12 protein-coding genes are annotated in these 16,232 nt (G+C 50.2%); 9 read left to right on the top strand and 3 right to left on the bottom strand.

Annotation, left to right across the window (positions count from 1 at the left end):
* Positions 1-20 precede the first annotated feature (20 nt).
* The 6 genes from sufD (at position 21) to A3844_RS09865 (ending at position 8,415) form a co-directional block, all read left to right on the top strand.
* On the top strand, positions 21-1,322 hold the full coding sequence (sufD, locus tag A3844_RS09840; protein ID WP_074083898.1) for a Fe-S cluster assembly protein SufD: 1,302 nt from the start codon (positions 21-23) through the stop codon (positions 1,320-1,322).
* Positions 1,319-2,545 (top strand): cysteine desulfurase, encoded by a 1,227-nt coding sequence (locus A3844_RS09845; RefSeq protein WP_074083899.1) that lies wholly within the window; start codon positions 1,319-1,321, stop codon positions 2,543-2,545. Before sufD ends, A3844_RS09845 begins: the two co-directional genes overlap by 4 nt.
* The gene (gene sufU, locus A3844_RS09850; protein WP_074107315.1) at positions 2,532-2,972 is read left to right on the top strand and encodes a Fe-S cluster assembly sulfur transfer protein SufU; all 441 of its coding nucleotides are present in this window, start codon (positions 2,532-2,534) and stop codon (positions 2,970-2,972) included. Before A3844_RS09845 ends, sufU begins: the two co-directional genes overlap by 14 nt.
* Before the next feature lie 19 nt (positions 2,973-2,991).
* Positions 2,992-4,389 carry a Fe-S cluster assembly protein SufB gene (sufB, locus tag A3844_RS09855; RefSeq protein WP_074083901.1) on the top strand — a complete coding sequence of 466 codons (1,398 nt, stop codon included), beginning with the start codon at positions 2,992-2,994 and terminating at the stop codon, positions 4,387-4,389.
* 400 nt (positions 4,390-4,789) lie between these two features.
* The gene (locus A3844_RS09860; protein WP_074107316.1) at positions 4,790-6,559 is read left to right on the top strand and encodes an ABC transporter ATP-binding protein; all 1,770 of its coding nucleotides are present in this window, start codon (positions 4,790-4,792) and stop codon (positions 6,557-6,559) included.
* Between the two features lie 32 nt (positions 6,560-6,591).
* A complete protein-coding gene (locus A3844_RS09865; protein WP_074084050.1) occupies positions 6,592-8,415 on the top strand; it encodes an ABC transporter ATP-binding protein in 1,824 nt (607 codons plus the stop codon).
* A 52-nt stretch (positions 8,416-8,467) separates the two neighbouring features.
* On the opposite strand, the gene A3844_RS09870 is transcribed toward A3844_RS09865, so the two are convergent.
* Positions 8,468-8,716, bottom strand: a complete 249-nt coding sequence (locus A3844_RS09870; protein WP_074083903.1) for a DUF7667 family protein — start codon at positions 8,714-8,716, stop codon at positions 8,468-8,470.
* 353 nt (positions 8,717-9,069) lie between these two features.
* Here A3844_RS09870 and licT point away from each other — a divergent pair, with 353 nt between their 5' ends.
* The 3 genes from licT to A3844_RS09885 all read left to right on the top strand — a co-directional run bounded on the left by licT (position 9,070) and on the right by A3844_RS09885 (position 13,519).
* Positions 9,070-9,915 carry a BglG family transcription antiterminator LicT gene (gene licT / locus A3844_RS09875; RefSeq protein ID WP_074083904.1) on the top strand — a complete coding sequence of 282 codons (846 nt, stop codon included), beginning with the start codon at positions 9,070-9,072 and terminating at the stop codon, positions 9,913-9,915.
* A 239-nt stretch (positions 9,916-10,154) separates the two neighbouring features.
* Positions 10,155-12,014 (top strand): beta-glucoside-specific PTS transporter subunit IIABC, encoded by a 1,860-nt coding sequence (locus A3844_RS09880; protein ID WP_074107317.1) that lies wholly within the window; start codon positions 10,155-10,157, stop codon positions 12,012-12,014.
* A 47-nt stretch (positions 12,015-12,061) separates the two neighbouring features.
* Positions 12,062-13,519, top strand: coding sequence for a glycoside hydrolase family 1 protein (locus A3844_RS09885; RefSeq protein WP_074083906.1), 1,458 nt, complete (start codon positions 12,062-12,064; stop codon positions 13,517-13,519).
* Between the two features lie 801 nt (positions 13,520-14,320).
* Here A3844_RS09885 and A3844_RS09890 read toward each other — a convergent pair.
* Positions 14,321-15,361 (bottom strand): HD-GYP domain-containing protein, encoded by a 1,041-nt coding sequence (locus A3844_RS09890; RefSeq protein ID WP_074083907.1) that lies wholly within the window; start codon positions 15,359-15,361, stop codon positions 14,321-14,323.
* An 88-nt stretch (positions 15,362-15,449) separates the two neighbouring features.
* Positions 15,450-16,163 carry a molybdenum cofactor biosynthesis protein gene (locus A3844_RS09895; RefSeq protein ID WP_074083908.1) on the bottom strand — a complete coding sequence of 238 codons (714 nt, stop codon included), beginning with the start codon at positions 16,161-16,163 and terminating at the stop codon, positions 15,450-15,452.
* Positions 16,164-16,232 lie beyond the last annotated feature (69 nt).

The following is a 16,232-nucleotide window of genomic DNA, read 5'->3' on the forward strand; positions in this document are numbered from 1 at the left end:
CAGGAAGGAGGAAACCACTTATGACGACGCAAACCATTCTTCCGGTGGATGCACAGCTGCTCAGCGAATTGTCGCAGAGCAGCGGCGAACCGGGCTGGCTGAAGGACAGCCGTTTGAACGCACTTACGCTGGCCGCTGGGCTGGCATTGCCGAAATTGGAGAAGACCCGGATTGACCGCTGGAATGTGAATACTTATGGAAGCTACAAAGCAAGCCAGACCATTACTTCACTTAGTGAAGCCCCTGCTTCTGTTGCGGCTCTGATCAAGGATCAGGAGGAAGGCAGTCTGATCATTCAGCGCAACTCCAGCGCCGTGTATGTCCGGCTTGCTCCGGAGCTAGCGGCTCAGGGCGTTATTTTCACCGATCTGCAAACAGCAGTCAAAGAGCATGGGGATCTGGTGCAGCGTTATCTGCACAAAGCTGTCCTGCCTGACGAGCATTCCATTGCTGCGCTGCATGCGGCCCTTTGGAACGGCGGGGTATTCCTCTATGTACCTAAGAACGTCATTATTGAGACCCCGCTGCAGGCGGTTCTGCTCACAGATGATGCTGAAGCTGCTTTTGTTCCGCATATTCTGATTGTAGCCGAAGCTAATAGTTCTTTGACCTATGTCGACAACTATGTATCGGACAAAGCGGAAGCCGGACTACACAACGGTGCGGTGGAAGTATTTGTAGGCGCTGGTGCCAAGGTACGTTATGCTACAGTTCATCAGCTGGGTGAGGATACGACCGACGTGACTTACCGGCGCGCTATTGTTGAGAATGATGGAACGATTGAATGGATTGTAGGCGAGATGAACTACGGTGATACCGCTAGCGACACCAAGTCCGTGCTGAAAGGCAACGGATCCAGCTCGGATGCCAAAGTCATCGCAGTGGGATCGGGCGCGCAGAAGCTCAGCTATACAACACAGGCCCAGCATTTTGGCAAAAACACACCGAGCGATATGATTACCCGTGCAGTAATGCGCGATTCCGCAACCTCTATTATTAACGGTATTACGAAAATTGAGAAAGGCGCAACCCGGGCCGATGGCCAGCAGACGGAGAAAGTTCTGATGCTGAGTCCCAAAGCACGTGGCGACGCCAACCCGATTCTGCTTATTGATGAAGACGATGTTACAGCAGGCCATGCCGCTTCCGTAGGACAGGTCAATTACGAGCAGGTGTACTACCTGATGTCCCGGGGGATTTCACGGCATGATGCAGAAACACTGATTATATACGGCTTCCTTGCACCTGTAGTGTCGCAAATTCCACTGGAGGGACTGCGCAATCAGCTCCAATCTCTTGTGGAAAGGAAGTTAGGCCAATGATTAACAGCGCCATCCGGGAGCAATTTCCCATACTGAACCAGAAAATCAACGGACATCCTCTGGTGTACCTGGACAGCGCGGCAACCTCACAGAAGCCGCGTCAGGTCATTGAGGCCGTGAAGTCTTATTATGAATGGGATAACGCTAACGTGCACCGCGGTGTCCATACACTGGGCAGCCGCGCTACGGATGCATATGAAGGAGCCCGCGAGAAGCTGGCCAAATTCCTTCATGCCCGCAGCACGAAGGAGATTATTTTTACCCGCGGTACAACAACCGCCCTGAATATTGTGGCTTCGTCTTACGGCCCGGCCCATGTGGGTGAAGGCGACGAAATTGTCATCACCCAGATGGAGCATCACAGCAACTTCATTCCATGGCAGCAGCTTGCGAAGAAGACAGGGGCAACCTTGAAATTCCTTCCGCTGCAGAAGGATGGAACGATTACACTTGCAGATGCCGAGGAGACGATAACGGATAGAACCAAGATCGTCGCCATCGCCTATGTCTCCAATGTAATGGGTGTTACCCATCCGGTAAAAGAGCTGGCAGCCATCGCTCACCGTCACGGCGCTGTAATTGTTGTGGACGGAGCTCAGAGCACACCGCATATGAAGGTGGATGTTCAGGATCTGGACTGCGATTTCTACGCATTATCCGGTCATAAGATGCTTGCACCTACAGGTATAGGCGCCTTGTATGGCAAAAAAGCCTTGCTAGAGGCAATGGAGCCTGTTGAGTTCGGCGGTGAAATGATCGATGATGTGGGTCTGTATGAATCCACCTGGAAAGAGCTTCCATGGAAGTTCGAAGGCGGTACACCGATTATCGCCGGTGCTGTTGGCCTCGGGGCAGCGATTGATTTCCTTCAGGAAATCGGGATGGATGAAATACACCGCCACGAGATGGAGCTTGCCGCATGTGCGGAAGAGCGCCTCTCGGAGGTGGACGGACTGACTATTTATGGTCCTCGCAGCCGTCAGGTCGGTGTGGTCACCTTCAATCTTGGGGATGTTCATCCTCATGATGTGGCTACTGTGCTGGATGCTGAAGGCGTTGCTGTCCGTGCCGGGCATCACTGCTGCCAGCCGCTGATGCGCTGGCTGCAGGTCAGCTCGACCGCCCGTGCCAGCTTCTACCTGTACAATTCGGAACAGGATGTAGATGCGCTGGTGCAGGCTTTAATCAAGGCAAAGGAGTATTTCGCCTATGAACTTGGATGACTTGTATAGACGCGTAATTATGGATCATTATAAAAATCCCCGGAACCGTGGTTCTTTTGCAGATGACGCTCTGAAGATTGAACTGAACAACCCAACCTGCGGTGACCGCATTACGCTTCAGATAAAGGTGGAGGACGGCATCGTCAAGGATGCCCGTTACAGCGGCGAAGGCTGTTCAATCAGCATGTCGTCGGCTTCCATGATGACGGAAGCGGTCAAAGGCCAGACCGTCCAGCATGCACTCGAGCTGGCTGACCGCTTCTCCTCCCTGATGAAGGGGGATGCAGTGGATTTTGGAGACTATGAAGATATCGAAGCCCTTTCCGGTGTTAATAAATTTCCGGCGCGGATCAAATGTGCGACCCTCGCATGGAATGCACTTCGCAAAGGTATAGACGTGGAAGAAGAGCATCATCAAGAACACTAAAAACAAGGAGGCTGACACCATGGCTAAGAAAGCGCCTGATATGGAAGAGTACCAATACGGGTTCCGTGACGAGCATAAGTCGATATTCCAGTCTGGTAAGGGACTTACGGCCGAAATTGTTAAAGAAATCTCCGCCATCAAGAATGAACCGGAGTGGATGCTGGAATTCCGTCTGAAATCTCTGGAGCAATTCTACAAAATGCCGATGCCTAATTGGGGCGGTAATCTTGACGAGTTGGATTTTGACGAAATCCAGTATTATGTAAGACCATCCGAGAAGCAAGGTAAGACTTGGGAGGAAGTTCCTTCCGAGATTAAAGAGACCTTCGACAAGCTGGGTATCCCCGAAGCGGAACAGAAGTTCCTGGCTGGGGTCTCCGCGCAGTACGAATCCGAGGTTGTCTACCACAGTATGCAGAAGAGCCTTGAAGACCAGGGTGTGATCTTCACCGATACCGACACAGCACTGCGTGAGCACCCGGAACTGTTCAGAAAGTTCTTCGGTACGATTATCCCGCCTACGGATAATAAATTTGCTGCACTGAATAGTGCGGTATGGTCTGGCGGAAGCTTCATCTATGTTCCAAAGGGTGTGAAATGCGAAGTACCTCTCCAGGCCTACTTCCGTATTAACTCCGAGAATATGGGCCAGTTCGAGCGTACACTGATTCTTGCCGATGAAGACAGCTTCGTGCATTATGTAGAGGGCTGTACGGCTCCAATCTACAGCACAAACTCGCTTCACAGTGCGGTGGTTGAGATTCTGTGTATGAAGAACGCACGCGTTCGTTACACAACCATTCAGAACTGGGCACCGAATATCTACAATCTGGTTACCAAACGTGCCGTTGCGGAAGAGAACGCTACGATGGAATGGGTCGATGGCAACATCGGTTCCAAGCTGACCATGAAATATCCCGCAGTGGTACTCAAAGGCCGCGGAGCCAAAGGTTCTGTATTGTCCATTGCGGTTGCCGGCAAGGACCAGCATCAGGATGCAGGTGCCAAAATGATCCACTTGGCTCCAGACACGACTTCGACGATCGTCTCCAAGTCGATCAGCAAACACGGCGGTAAAGTAACATACCGTGGTCTTGCCTCCTTCGGCCGTAAGGCGGAAGGTGCGAAATCCAACATCAAATGTGATACGCTCATTCTGGATAACCTGTCCACTTCGGACACGATTCCTTACAATGAGATCATGAACGATAACATCGTGCTTGAGCATGAAGCGACTGTCTCCAAGGTCTCCGAGGAGCAGTTGTTCTACCTGATGAGCCGGGGCCTTACCGAAGCCGAAGCGACTCAGATGATCATCATGGGCTTCATCGAGCCATTCACCAAAGAGCTGCCGATGGAGTATGCGGTAGAAATGAACCGTCTGATCAAGTTCGAGATGGAAGGCTCCATCGGTTAACAAAAACAAAAAGTAAAGGGCAGAAGGCGAACTGTAAAGTTCGTCTTCTTCTTGATTTAGGCTGTCTTCTTTAACAGATGAATCTGTTTGAGAAGGCAGCTTTTTTGTTGTGTCAATTTATTCGGAAGAATAAATATACATAAAATACATTAAAAGTCTGTACTCGCCCGCAGGAAAACAGGCTGAATCTTGGATAATCTTAATCCAATAGGATTTTGGAGGAAATGGAAGCATTTAAAGCTGAAGCTGTCCTTTTCCTGGAGAGGAAGACCGATTCTTTCGGGAAAAACCGAGAAAACGGTGATTTCTCCCCTTTGCCGCATTAAATCAGGGGTGATAAACTGCATAAAGTCACTAAAAATGGAAGCGCTAAAAATCTAAAGCTTTAAGGAGGAGAGATATGGATGTTCTCAGGCAACTGCGGGGCTTTTATCGGGAGAAGCTGCACTATCTGATTCTGTCGATTGTTTGTTTGGCGGCCGCAACTGCAGTGGGGCTTATTACCCCCAACTTGTTAAGACGTTTAATTGATGATGTTATTGTGCCCATGAAGTTTACTGAGGTGCCCGTTCTTGCTCTAAGCGTATTGGCTGTCGTTTTTGTTAAGGCTTGTCTGCAGTTTGCGCATGGATTTTTCGGAGGACGGCTGGGTAACTTTCTGGCCTACCGCCTGCGCAATGCCTGCTATGAGAAGCTGCAATTCCTGTCTTTCCGCTATTATGACACGGCGAAGACAGGTGACCTGATGTCCCGGCTGACCGGGGATCTTGAGGCCATCCGGCTGTTCATCGGCTTCGGATTTGCCCAACTGCTGAATGTGTTTTTTATGGTGCTGTTTGGCTCTATTATGATGTTCACGATCAATTGGCAGCTAACCCTTGTCACACTGATCACTATGCCGTTTCTGGCTGCTGTTGCATTCCGATTCGAATCCAAGATTCACCCGGCCTTTCAGGAGATGCGGCTTGCGCTTAGCGCTCTTACAACGGCTGTTCAGGAAAATGTGACCGGTGTGCGGACGGTCAAGTCGTTCGCCAGAGAATCCTTCGAGGTAGAGAAGTTCTCACACCGTAATGAACGCTACAAGGATAATCAGATTTTTGCCGCGGAGCTGTGGAGCAAGTTTTTTCCGGTGATGGAGCTGTTAGCTTCGGTCAGTGTAGCGATATTGCTCGGGGTTGGCGGAACACTGGTCATTAAGGGACGGATGTCGCTTGGTGAGCTTGTAGCCTTTTTCAGCTTAATCTGGTATATTATCGGCCCTGTCTGGGGCCTTGGCTTCCATATCAACAACTATACGCAATCCAAAGCTTCGGGAGAACGTGTGCTTGAAGTGCTTAACCAGCCTATCGATGTAAAAGATAAAGATAATGCCCGTGAGCTTGTGGCAGCTGAAGTAAAGGGCGAAGTCGTCTTTGATCACGTGACATTTGCCTACGGCAACAAAATGCCTGCAGTCAAGGACATTCATTTCAGCGCCAAGCCAGGGGCGGTCATCGGGTTCCTGGGCGGTACCGGCTCCGGGAAGTCAACCATTATCCAGCTGATGATGCGGGCATATGATGTGAATAATGGCAGCATAACCCTGGATGGTGTGGATATCCGTGAATACAATGTGCGCAGCCTGCGGTCACAGATTGCCACGGTGTTCCAGGAGACGTTCCTGTTCTCCTCCTCCATCCGCAACAATATTTCGTACGGCCTGAAGAATGTGAGTATGGAAGAGATCGTCCGTGCCGCACAACTGGCGAAGGCTCATGATTTTATTATGGAAATGCCGGACGGGTATGATACGGTGGTTGGCGAACGGGGGATGGGACTCTCAGGCGGTCAGAAGCAGCGTATTGCGATTGCCAGAGCACTTCTGAAGAATCCGCGGATCCTAATCCTCGATGATGCCACCAGTGCCGTTGATATGGAGACCGAGCATGAGATCCAGGCCGGATTCCAGGAGGTTATGCGCGGACGGACCACCCTGATTATTGCCCACCGGATCTCCTCGCTGCGGCATGCCGATCAGATTATTGTCATGAATGAAGGTCATATGGTTCAGCAGGGTACCCACCATGAGCTGATAGAGGTTCCTGGTCCTTACCAGGATGTCTACCGGATTCAGTATGCTGATTATCTGGCCAGGGACAATGGAAGAGGGGCAGGTGATACGGCATGAAGCTGGAAGCTAACCAAGAGAAATCCGTAAAAATGAAGCAAGGTTCGGCCCAGGAGCAAACGCTAGACGAACGGTTCGTGTACAAGGATGATGACGTCATTGACAAGGCGTTCGACTGGAAGCAGTTCACCAGGCTGTTCAGTTATATGAAGCCTTATGCCAGGCAAATGCTGCCGCTCGTGTCGGTGATGATGATCCTCGGCACGATTACGAAGCTGACGGTCCCTTACCTGACGAGTATGGCTATCGATAAGGCGATTGCTCCGAAGTCGGGGAATCCCAGTCTGACCCTGCTGTACACCTTGACGGCTGCTGTAATTGTACTCTATCTGATTCAATGGATTGCTGGGGTCTACCGGATCAAATACACGAATGTAATCGGACAGCGGGTCATATACGATTTGCGCTCAGACCTGTTCCGGCATATTCAAAAGCTTTCCTTCAACTTTTTTGATAAACGTCCGGCCGGCTCGGTGCTGGTTCGGGTCACCAATGATATCAACTCCCTGCAGGATCTGTTCACCAACGGGGTCGTCAATCTGATGATCGACAGTGTGCAATTAATCGGAATCATGGTAATTCTGCTGCTGATCAACTGGAAGCTGGGGCTTGCGGTGATGATCACTGTACCAGTTATGTTTTTTGTCTCCACCAAGCTGCGCCAGAAGATCCGGATTGCCTGGCAGGATGTGCGGATGAAGAACTCGCGGATCAATTCCCATTTGAATGAGTCGATTCAAGGGATCAGAGTGACCCAGGCCTACACCCAGGAACAGGAGAACATGAACTATTTCGACGCCATGAATATGGATAGCCGGAAATCCTGGAACAAGGCGTCGGCGATGAACCAGGCGTTTGGACCGATTATTGAAATTACAGGCGGCTTCGGAACGATGATTCTCTTCTGGTTCGGGGCATACCTGATCCAGACCGGTGATCTTACCGTGGGCTTTCTAGTGGCATTCAGTACCTATGTCAGCAACTTCTGGGACCCGATCAACCGCCTGGGCCAGATGTATAACCAGTTGTTGGTGGCGATGGCTTCCTCGGAACGGATCTTTGAGTATCTGGATGAGCAGCCTGCCGTACAAGACCAACCAGGGGCAACACCGCTGCCGAAGATTCAGGGCGATATTCAATTTAATAAGGTAGTGTTTGAATATGAAAAAGGCCGGGCAGCCCTGAAAGGCATCGATCTCGATGTGAAGGCCGGCCAGTCGATTGCGCTTGTCGGTCATACGGGCTCAGGAAAAAGCACCATCATCAACCTGATCGGCCGGTTCTATGATATCAAGAGCGGACGCATCACCATCGACGGCAGGGATACACGTGACGTGACGCTGCAGAGTCTGCGCGAGCAGATCGGGATCGTGCTGCAGGATACGTTTATTTTCTCAGGGACAATCCGGGATAATATCCGCTTCGGGCGGCTGGATGCTACGGACCAGGAGGTCGAGGATGCGGCCAAGGCAGTGGATGCCCATGATTTCATCAGCAAGCTGCCCGGAGGCTACGAGACCGAGGTCGAGGAACGCGGCAGTGCGCTCTCCATGGGACAACGCCAGCTGTTGTCGTTCGCACGTGCGCTGCTGGCCAATCCGCGGATATTGATCCTGGATGAGGCGACAGCAAGCATTGACACCGAGACGGAGATCAAGATTCAGGAGGCGCTGAAAATTCTGCTTCAGGGCAGGACTTCCTTCATCGTCGCCCACCGGCTGTCTACCATCCGGCATGCGGATAAGATTGTCGTACTGGATCACGGCGAGATCAAAGAAGAAGGCACCCATGCCGAGCTTACAGCGCGTGACGGCATCTATAACGGTTTGATCGAAGCGCAGTTCCGCTTCCTGTAGAATATAACAGCAGCAGCCCTTTCCGGCATATTCATGTGAGGAAGGGGCTGTTTTATTTGCGCCTTTTGCCTGCTCTGCCGGTCACCCTGACTTCATACATTTGCGCGCTGATCTCCTGCTGCCACTCGGCATCATCTGTATCTGCGGCAAGCCTGGCTTCATTGTTCAGCCGTGCCATTTCCCAGCAGTACTTGGCATTTGCCTGCAGGCAATGCCGTTGCTCGGCTACTTCATCGTCTGTCAACGGGCGCTTGCGGCTTAAGGTATACAACTCTGCAAGCCGTTGATGAATGTCCAGCATTTTTACCTCCTAGTAAGTGTTGATTGTATTCATATCTTTGAACACCCTCGGACAAACGGGGTTCATAAGCATCCGCCTAGTTCGTGAGCATGAGCCTTACGTAGTATCTGCTATCAGCCTCGCCATGGGACCAATGGTCCAAACCTGGGGGAGAGACTCTGGAAATAATTTTTCCGTAAAATTAATAACGAAAGCCTTGTAATCGCTTTTATTTATGCTACAATAGCAGTAATACAGGATTGTGACCGGTAACGCGGGCAATGCCTAAGCTGATTCGAGTATCATTTAATTAATGATATTGGGATCAACTTAGGCTTTTTTTGTACAAACTATGTGACAGGAGGTGACTACAGATGATTATTGAGAAGGTGCTGAACAACAACGTGCTCCTGACGAAAAACCAGAAGGGCAAGGAAGTTATTGTGATGGGAAGAGGCATTTCCTTCAATAAAGTGGCAGGCGATTATGTGGATCCCGCCAAAGTCGATAAAATCTTCCTGCTTAATGAAAACGAATTTACGGCCCGGTTAACCGAACTGCTGAATGATATTCCAGTGGCTCATCTGGAGCTGGCGAGTGAAATCGTAACCTATGCCAACGGGATTCTGGGCACCGAGCTCAGCGATAATCTATATCTAACCTTAACGGATCATATCCACTTTGCTGTGCAGCGTATGGAGAAGGGGATTTTCCTGAAAAATGCGATGTTGTTTGAAATCAAGCGGTTCTATAAAAAGGAATTCTCCATCGGAATGGACGCGCTGAAATTTATCGAGAAGGCTACCGGGTTTGCGTTAGGTGAGGATGAAGCGGGCTTCATTGCACTGCATCTGGTGAATGCGAAAATGGACGGAAATGAAATGAAGTCCACGATCAAAATGACGGAGATTGTCCAGAATATTCTCAACATCGTCACCTATCATTATAAGGTGGTCCTGGATGATAGCTCACTCAATTATTCGCGGTTCCTGACGCATTTACAGTATTTCTCCATGCGGGTACTGAAGAAGGAAACCAGCAACAGTGGAGAGGACTTCTTGTACAATCAGGTCAAGCAGACGTATGTCAAAGCTTTTGAATGCGCAAACAAAATCAATGATTATCTGGAAAAAGCGTATGCACAGAGCCTGAGCAAGGACGAATACGTCTACCTGACGATTCACATCCAGCGTGTCACGGAGCGTAACAGCCTGGAATAGGAGCGATATCGCCAGGAGGATAAGGAACAGACAACTAAATACGATCATCTGACAGGGTGTTACTGGTAAGGCAGGCAAAACCTGAACTGATGGCAAAATAAGCGTGAATTGACGTTTCCTTTTGCTGTGAGTTCAGGTTTTTCTTGTTTGCAGAGGAATTAAAGATAACTGCTGGCACATCCTAACCCTACTGCAACGATCACAAGATATATCCATCTTAATTTAAAGGAGCAAACAATATGAGCAACAAGGACTTGTCCAAACAGATCATCGCGCTTGTTGGCGGTGAATCGAATGTGAATTCGGTTTTCCACTGCGCCACACGGTTGAGATTCAAGCTGAAGGACAATGGGAAGGCGAATAAAGCGGCACTCGAAAAAACACCAGGTGTAATCACAGTAGTCGAGAACAGCGGTCAATTCCAGGTTGTCATCGGAAACAATGTCAGCCAGGTTTTTGATCAGATCATGAAGGAGACCTCCTTACAGGATGCGGAGAGAAGCGGCAAAGATGATGATTCCTCCGAAAGTACAGGTGTTCTCGGTAAAGCAGTAGATATTATTTCAAGTATCTTTTCTCCTATACTCGGGGCACTTGCGGGTGCAGGGGTCCTCAAAGGGTTGCTGGCGTTAATTCTGTCACTGAAGTGGATCAGCGCCACAAGCGGTACCTACCTGATTCTGAATGCGGCGTCGGACAGTGTGTTCTACTTCCTGCCGATATTCCTCGCGGTAACGGCGGCACGCAAGTTTAAAGCCAATCAATTCGTATCCATCGCCATAGCCGGAGCACTAATCTACCCGTCGGTCATTGCTGCTGTCGGCTCCACGGGAACGCTGAGCTTTGTGGGAATACCGATTGTACTGGTCAATTACTCCTCCAGCGTTATTCCGATCATTCTGGCGGTATGGGTACAATCCTATGTAGAGAAAGGGTTCCGTTCGATTATCCATGAATCGGTTCGAAATATCCTGGTTCCGATGTTCGCATTGCTGATTGTCATTCCTTTGACATTCCTGGCGTTTGGGCCTGTGGGCTCTCTGATCAGTGAAGGACTGGCTTCCGGGTACACCTGGCTGTATAATCTCAGTCCGCTTGTCGCCGGGGCCATCGCCGGAGCGTTCTGGCAGGTGTTCGTTATCTTTGGTGTTCACTGGGGCTTTGTCCCGATTATGCTCAGCAACATTGCTACTCTTGGTTACGATACCATGCTGCCGATTCTGGCGGCGGCTGTACTCTCACAAGCTGGTGCTGTATTCGGCGTGTTCCTGAAGTCCAAGAATACGCAGTTAAAAGCGTTATCCGGATCATCTACATTGGCTGCTGTGTTCGGGATCACCGAGCCAACCATCTACGGGGTCACCCTGAAGCTTAAAAAGCCATTCATCTACGCCTGTATCTCAGGGGCAATAGGGGGAGCAATTATCGCTGCAGGTGGTGCCAGAGCTATTGCCTTCTCCTTGCCGGGGCTGCTTGCGCTGCCAACGTATTTCGGTACAGGATTTGCCTGGGCGGCTATAGGGATTGTGGTGGCCTTTGTACTGGCCGTTATTCTGGTATTCGTGCTTGGGTTTGACGACCCTGAAGCAGCGGCTACAGAGAATGCTTCCCGGCCGTTTGTGAACCAGGAAATGACACAAATCGATAAAGAGTTGATCTTCAGTCCACTTACGGGTGCGCTGTTGCCGCTGGAAAGTCTGCCTGATGAAGCTTTCGCCACAGGGGCAATGGGAAAAGGGATTGTGATAGAGCCGTCCTCCGGCGTATTGACTTCTCCAGTGAACGGGACCGTAACGACCGTATTCCCGACGGGTCATGCCATTGGTATCACCTCTGAAGGCGGTGCGGAGCTGTTAATCCATATTGGGGTCAACACAGTCAAGCTGAAGGGCAAGCATTTTCATAAAAAGGTGCAGGAAGGTGACAAAGTCGAAAAGGGCCAGCTGCTGCTGGAGTTCGATGTGGATGCAATCCGCGCAGCCGGATTCGTGACGGCAACACCTGTGATTGTAACCAACTCTGCCGGTTATCTGGATGTCCTGAAGAATACGGGTACGGAAGCAAGAAACGGCGAGCTTTTGCTAACACTAATACACTAGAAGCCAGAGGGGGCAGAAGCCACACTGGAGGAGAAGGAGCGTAACAGATGACTGCAATCCAAAAAGGATTTCCGGAAAACTTCTTATGGGGCGGTGCAACCGCCGCCAACCAGCTCGAGGGTGCATATGATGCAGACGGCAAAGGCTTGTCCAGTGCGGATATGGTCGCTTATGTGCCTAAGGCCGAGCGCAGCAATGATCATGCTATTGAAATTACATCCGAGCGGATCGATCAGATCCTGTCCGGGGAGTTCACCGCACGGTTTCCGAAGCGTGAAGGGGTGGATTTCTATCACCGGTATAAAGAGGATATTGCTCTTTTTGCCGAAATGGGATTCAAGGTCTTCCGCCTGTCGATCAACTGGGCGCGGATCTTCCCGAATGGTGATGATGCGGCGCCGAATGAAGCCGGTTTGCAGTTCTATGACAATGTATTTGATGAACTGCATAAATACGGCATCGAGCCCCTGGTAACACTGGCCCATTACGAGACGCCGCTGGGCCTGACACAGAAATATAACGGCTGGGCTTCACGCGAAGTCATCACCTGCTATACCCGTTATGCAGAGACTGTCTTCCGTCGTTACAAGGAAAAGGTGAAATACTGGATTACCTTCAATGAGATTAATATGATGACTCTGAGCCCTTTTACTGGAGGCGGAGTTGTGATTGACCGGGCGGAGAACAAGCTTCAGACGATCTATCAGGCGCTTCATCACCAATTTGTAGCAAGCGCGCTGGCAACCAAGCTGGTGCATGAGATCATTCCCGGCTCGCAAATGGGCTGTATGCTGGCACGGATGGAGAGTTACGCCAATACCTGCAACCCTGAGGATGTGCGTCTCAATCAGCATGAGAATCAGATGAATCTGTACTTTACGGATGTGCATGCGCGTGGCGAGTACCCCAAATATATGGAGCGTTACTTCTCAGAGAATCATGTGGTTCTCCTGAAAGAACCGGGTGACGATGAGATTCTCAAGCTTCACACAGTGGATTATGTGGCATTCAGCTACTATATGACGCTGACCGTATCGGCCAGTCCGGAAGGCGAGCGGGCACAAGGCAACCTGTTCGGCGGTGTGAAGAACCCGTATCTGAAGGCTTCCGAATGGGGCTGGCAGATTGACCCCATCGGGCTGCGGATCATGCTGAACACGATGTACGACCGTTACCAGAAACCTTTGTTTATTGTAGAAAACGGCCTGGGCGCTTATGACAAGGTGGAAGCAGACGGATCTATTCATGATACCTACCGGATTGACTACCTTCGCCAGCACATCGCGCAGATGAAGGAAGCTATCCAAGACGGAGTAGAGCTGATCGGCTATACCAGCTGGGGACCCATTGACCTGGTGAGCATGTCCACTTCGGAGATGTCGAAGCGCTACGGGTTTATCTATGTGGATCTGGATGACGAAGGCAACGGAACCTTGGACCGTTCGAAGAAGGATTCTTTTCATTGGTACAAAAAAGTCATCGCCAGCAATGGTGAGGAACTGTAGGAGGGGGCTGCAAGCAGCTACGGCCTGTGGTTAAGCTGAAACACACGAAACATGCAGAAACCAAGCTTATGATACAAACAGGAGATTCCCAAACCGTCCGGTGAGGGAGCCTCCTGTTTTGCTTATGATTTAGGAGATAGAATTACCTTTTGTTATAGATAATTATGTAAAATTGGGAATAGTTTCTTAGAGCGAGGGGGTTTGGAGCTAAAGTGTTCTGCTGTGCAGGAGGGACGGCGGGCGCAGAAGGCAAAAGAGTAGCGTGTAAGAACTAAAGTTACGTGAAGTGGAATTAGTCCACTTAAATAGATGGAAAATCGTTATAACGAGGGTAAAGTGGGAAAAAGTAGACTTAATTGAAGGAAATTCAACCAAAACGATGGAAAACGGCCGAATTAGGTTCCTTTTCTCCAACTATAACTTGCCGGGAAGCAGGAAGAAGTAATTTAAGTTCACTTTTTCCAATTGAGCTCACTGCCGGGCCGGATAACTGAACACATACTCTGTAAATCCAGGACACAATTAGAATATTTCTGGTCCTAATGGGGACTTCTAATGGGGACTCCCTGTAGGTCAAGCCAGTTACGCCAGTATAGCTCTGAGGCTTCAGTCCATTGCACAGTTAAGCATGGAGCTTCAAAGCGGACTGGTGCGCCGAACATTCCTTTCGTCTGCTACAGCCCCAGACTTCGATCGGCTCCGGGTGCCCAGGGGGTGAACCCTTGAAGGCCCTCCCTTGGCTAAGGGAGGGCTTGGGAAGGATCGGGAGGGATCGGAAATCCGTATGGGAGGGATCGCCTCCTATTCCATATAAATCTCCACCACCGTAATCTTGCGTTCGCGGGACAGGTCCAGAAATTTGCCACCGCTCTGCACGAGCGGACGGAAGACGTCGAGTGGATTGTTCATGATGATCACACCCATGTCCCCTGTGTTCAGCAGCACGTGTTTGCCAATGAAATTGGGCATCAGATGCTGGATAAAGGCTTGAACCGGTTTCCCGTTCAGCTTGCCGAAGCTGAGGGTATTGATCTCACGAAGAACGGAAATCAGTTCCTGCTTAGATTGATATATCCGGTGAGAGGTCATGGCGCTATAGATGTCGGCCACAGCAGCGATCTGGGAATAAGGGTGAATATCATCTTTGGTCAACTGATGGGGATACCCGGTACCGTCTTCACGTTCATGATGCTGAAGTGCCACAAGGGCGGTGCTGGGGTCATCCATGGAATTGCGGATTATTTCATAGCCATAAATCGTATGTAGTTTGACTTCGTCAAATTCTGCTGCAGTCAGCTTGCCTGGTTTGTTCAGAATGTCTGGGGAAATCCGGCATTTGCCGATATCAATGAGATAGCCGGCCCGGCCGATCTCATAACATTCCTTCTTGGAATATCCAAGCCATGTTGCTATATAATAAGAAAGCATGCCCACCTGCAACGAGTGGTTATAAGTATAATTGTCTTCCCGGTCAAGCAATAACAGTAAGGAAACCACATCCTTGTGTTTGTCCAGGGATTTCAGCGAAGGCTGAAGGATATCATCCACCACCGTCTGATTGAAGCTGCCCTTGGTTAACGCTTCCATATACACCGATTCAAAACCGTCAATCATGGAATCGAAATTACTGGAAGCTGCCTCGATGACAGACGATCTAATGGAAGGCGCCGGATTCTCCTGAATGGATTCGATATCAACGTAATCTACTCCAAGCTGCATCAGTTTACTGATCTCTTCTATTTGGAGTTGTGTTCCTTTGGGCAAAACATGCAGCCCTTTTGAGCTAAAGGTATCCATCCGGAGGGAATCCCCCGGTTTCAGATCCGTCACGTGTACTCTCAATGACTATGCCACCTTACTATAGCGATTTTTTCCAGCATAGCAACAAAGTTAAGATTATTCAATAGGTGGAAAAGTTATTCATAGGCGGTTACAGAGTGCGGTAATTCATAGCATTGGAATCCGACCCAAGCCACTGTTCTCCGGTGTCGCCAATGTCTTTTTTCCATACGGGTACTATTGCTTTCAGCTTCTCAATAGCATATCGGCTCGCCTCATAACAGGTATCACGATGAGGGGCAGATACGGCGATCATCACGCTTGCTTCCTTAAGGCCTACAAGTCCGGTCCGGTGTGCAATGGCACAGCGGGCATTCCACTTCTCCTCGACCTCCCTGCCGATTTCCTGCAGCTTGGAGAGGGCCATAGGGACATATGCTTCATAGTACAATGCTGTTGTACGCTGGGTGCCGGTCATCTCACGGGTTGTGCCGACGAAGAGCAGGGAGGCACCATGACCTTCATCCAGCACTTTGTCCAGCAGAGCTTCTCCGTTAAGGGGCTGGCCCGTAATGCTGAACCGTCCATCCGGTGTTCCCAGGTCTTCTTCAGCCGGTTCTCCTCCAGACACGGGAGGGATAAGCGCTACCTCGGAAGATTCGGAAATGACGGAGTCCTCCGGCGCATACTCATGATCAATGGCCACCAGGGACACTTTGATCTGGGGGGCGGCATCCGGATAGGAGGCAGAGAGCAGTTCCTTGAGTCTTCCGGCAGTAAGCGGAGTCTCATGGGAATGGAAGGCCAGCGAGGAGGAACCGATGATTTCGGCCAGACCGGCGAACAGACGAATAGTCATATGCATGCTTAATTCACCTCGGAATGTATGGATTATGGAACTTTCAATAATGTTTCCAATATACCATATTGAGCC

This window comes from Paenibacillus helianthi (assembly GCF_001909055.1).
GTDB lineage: Bacteria > Bacillota > Bacilli > Paenibacillales > Paenibacillaceae > Paenibacillus_AQ > Paenibacillus_AQ helianthi.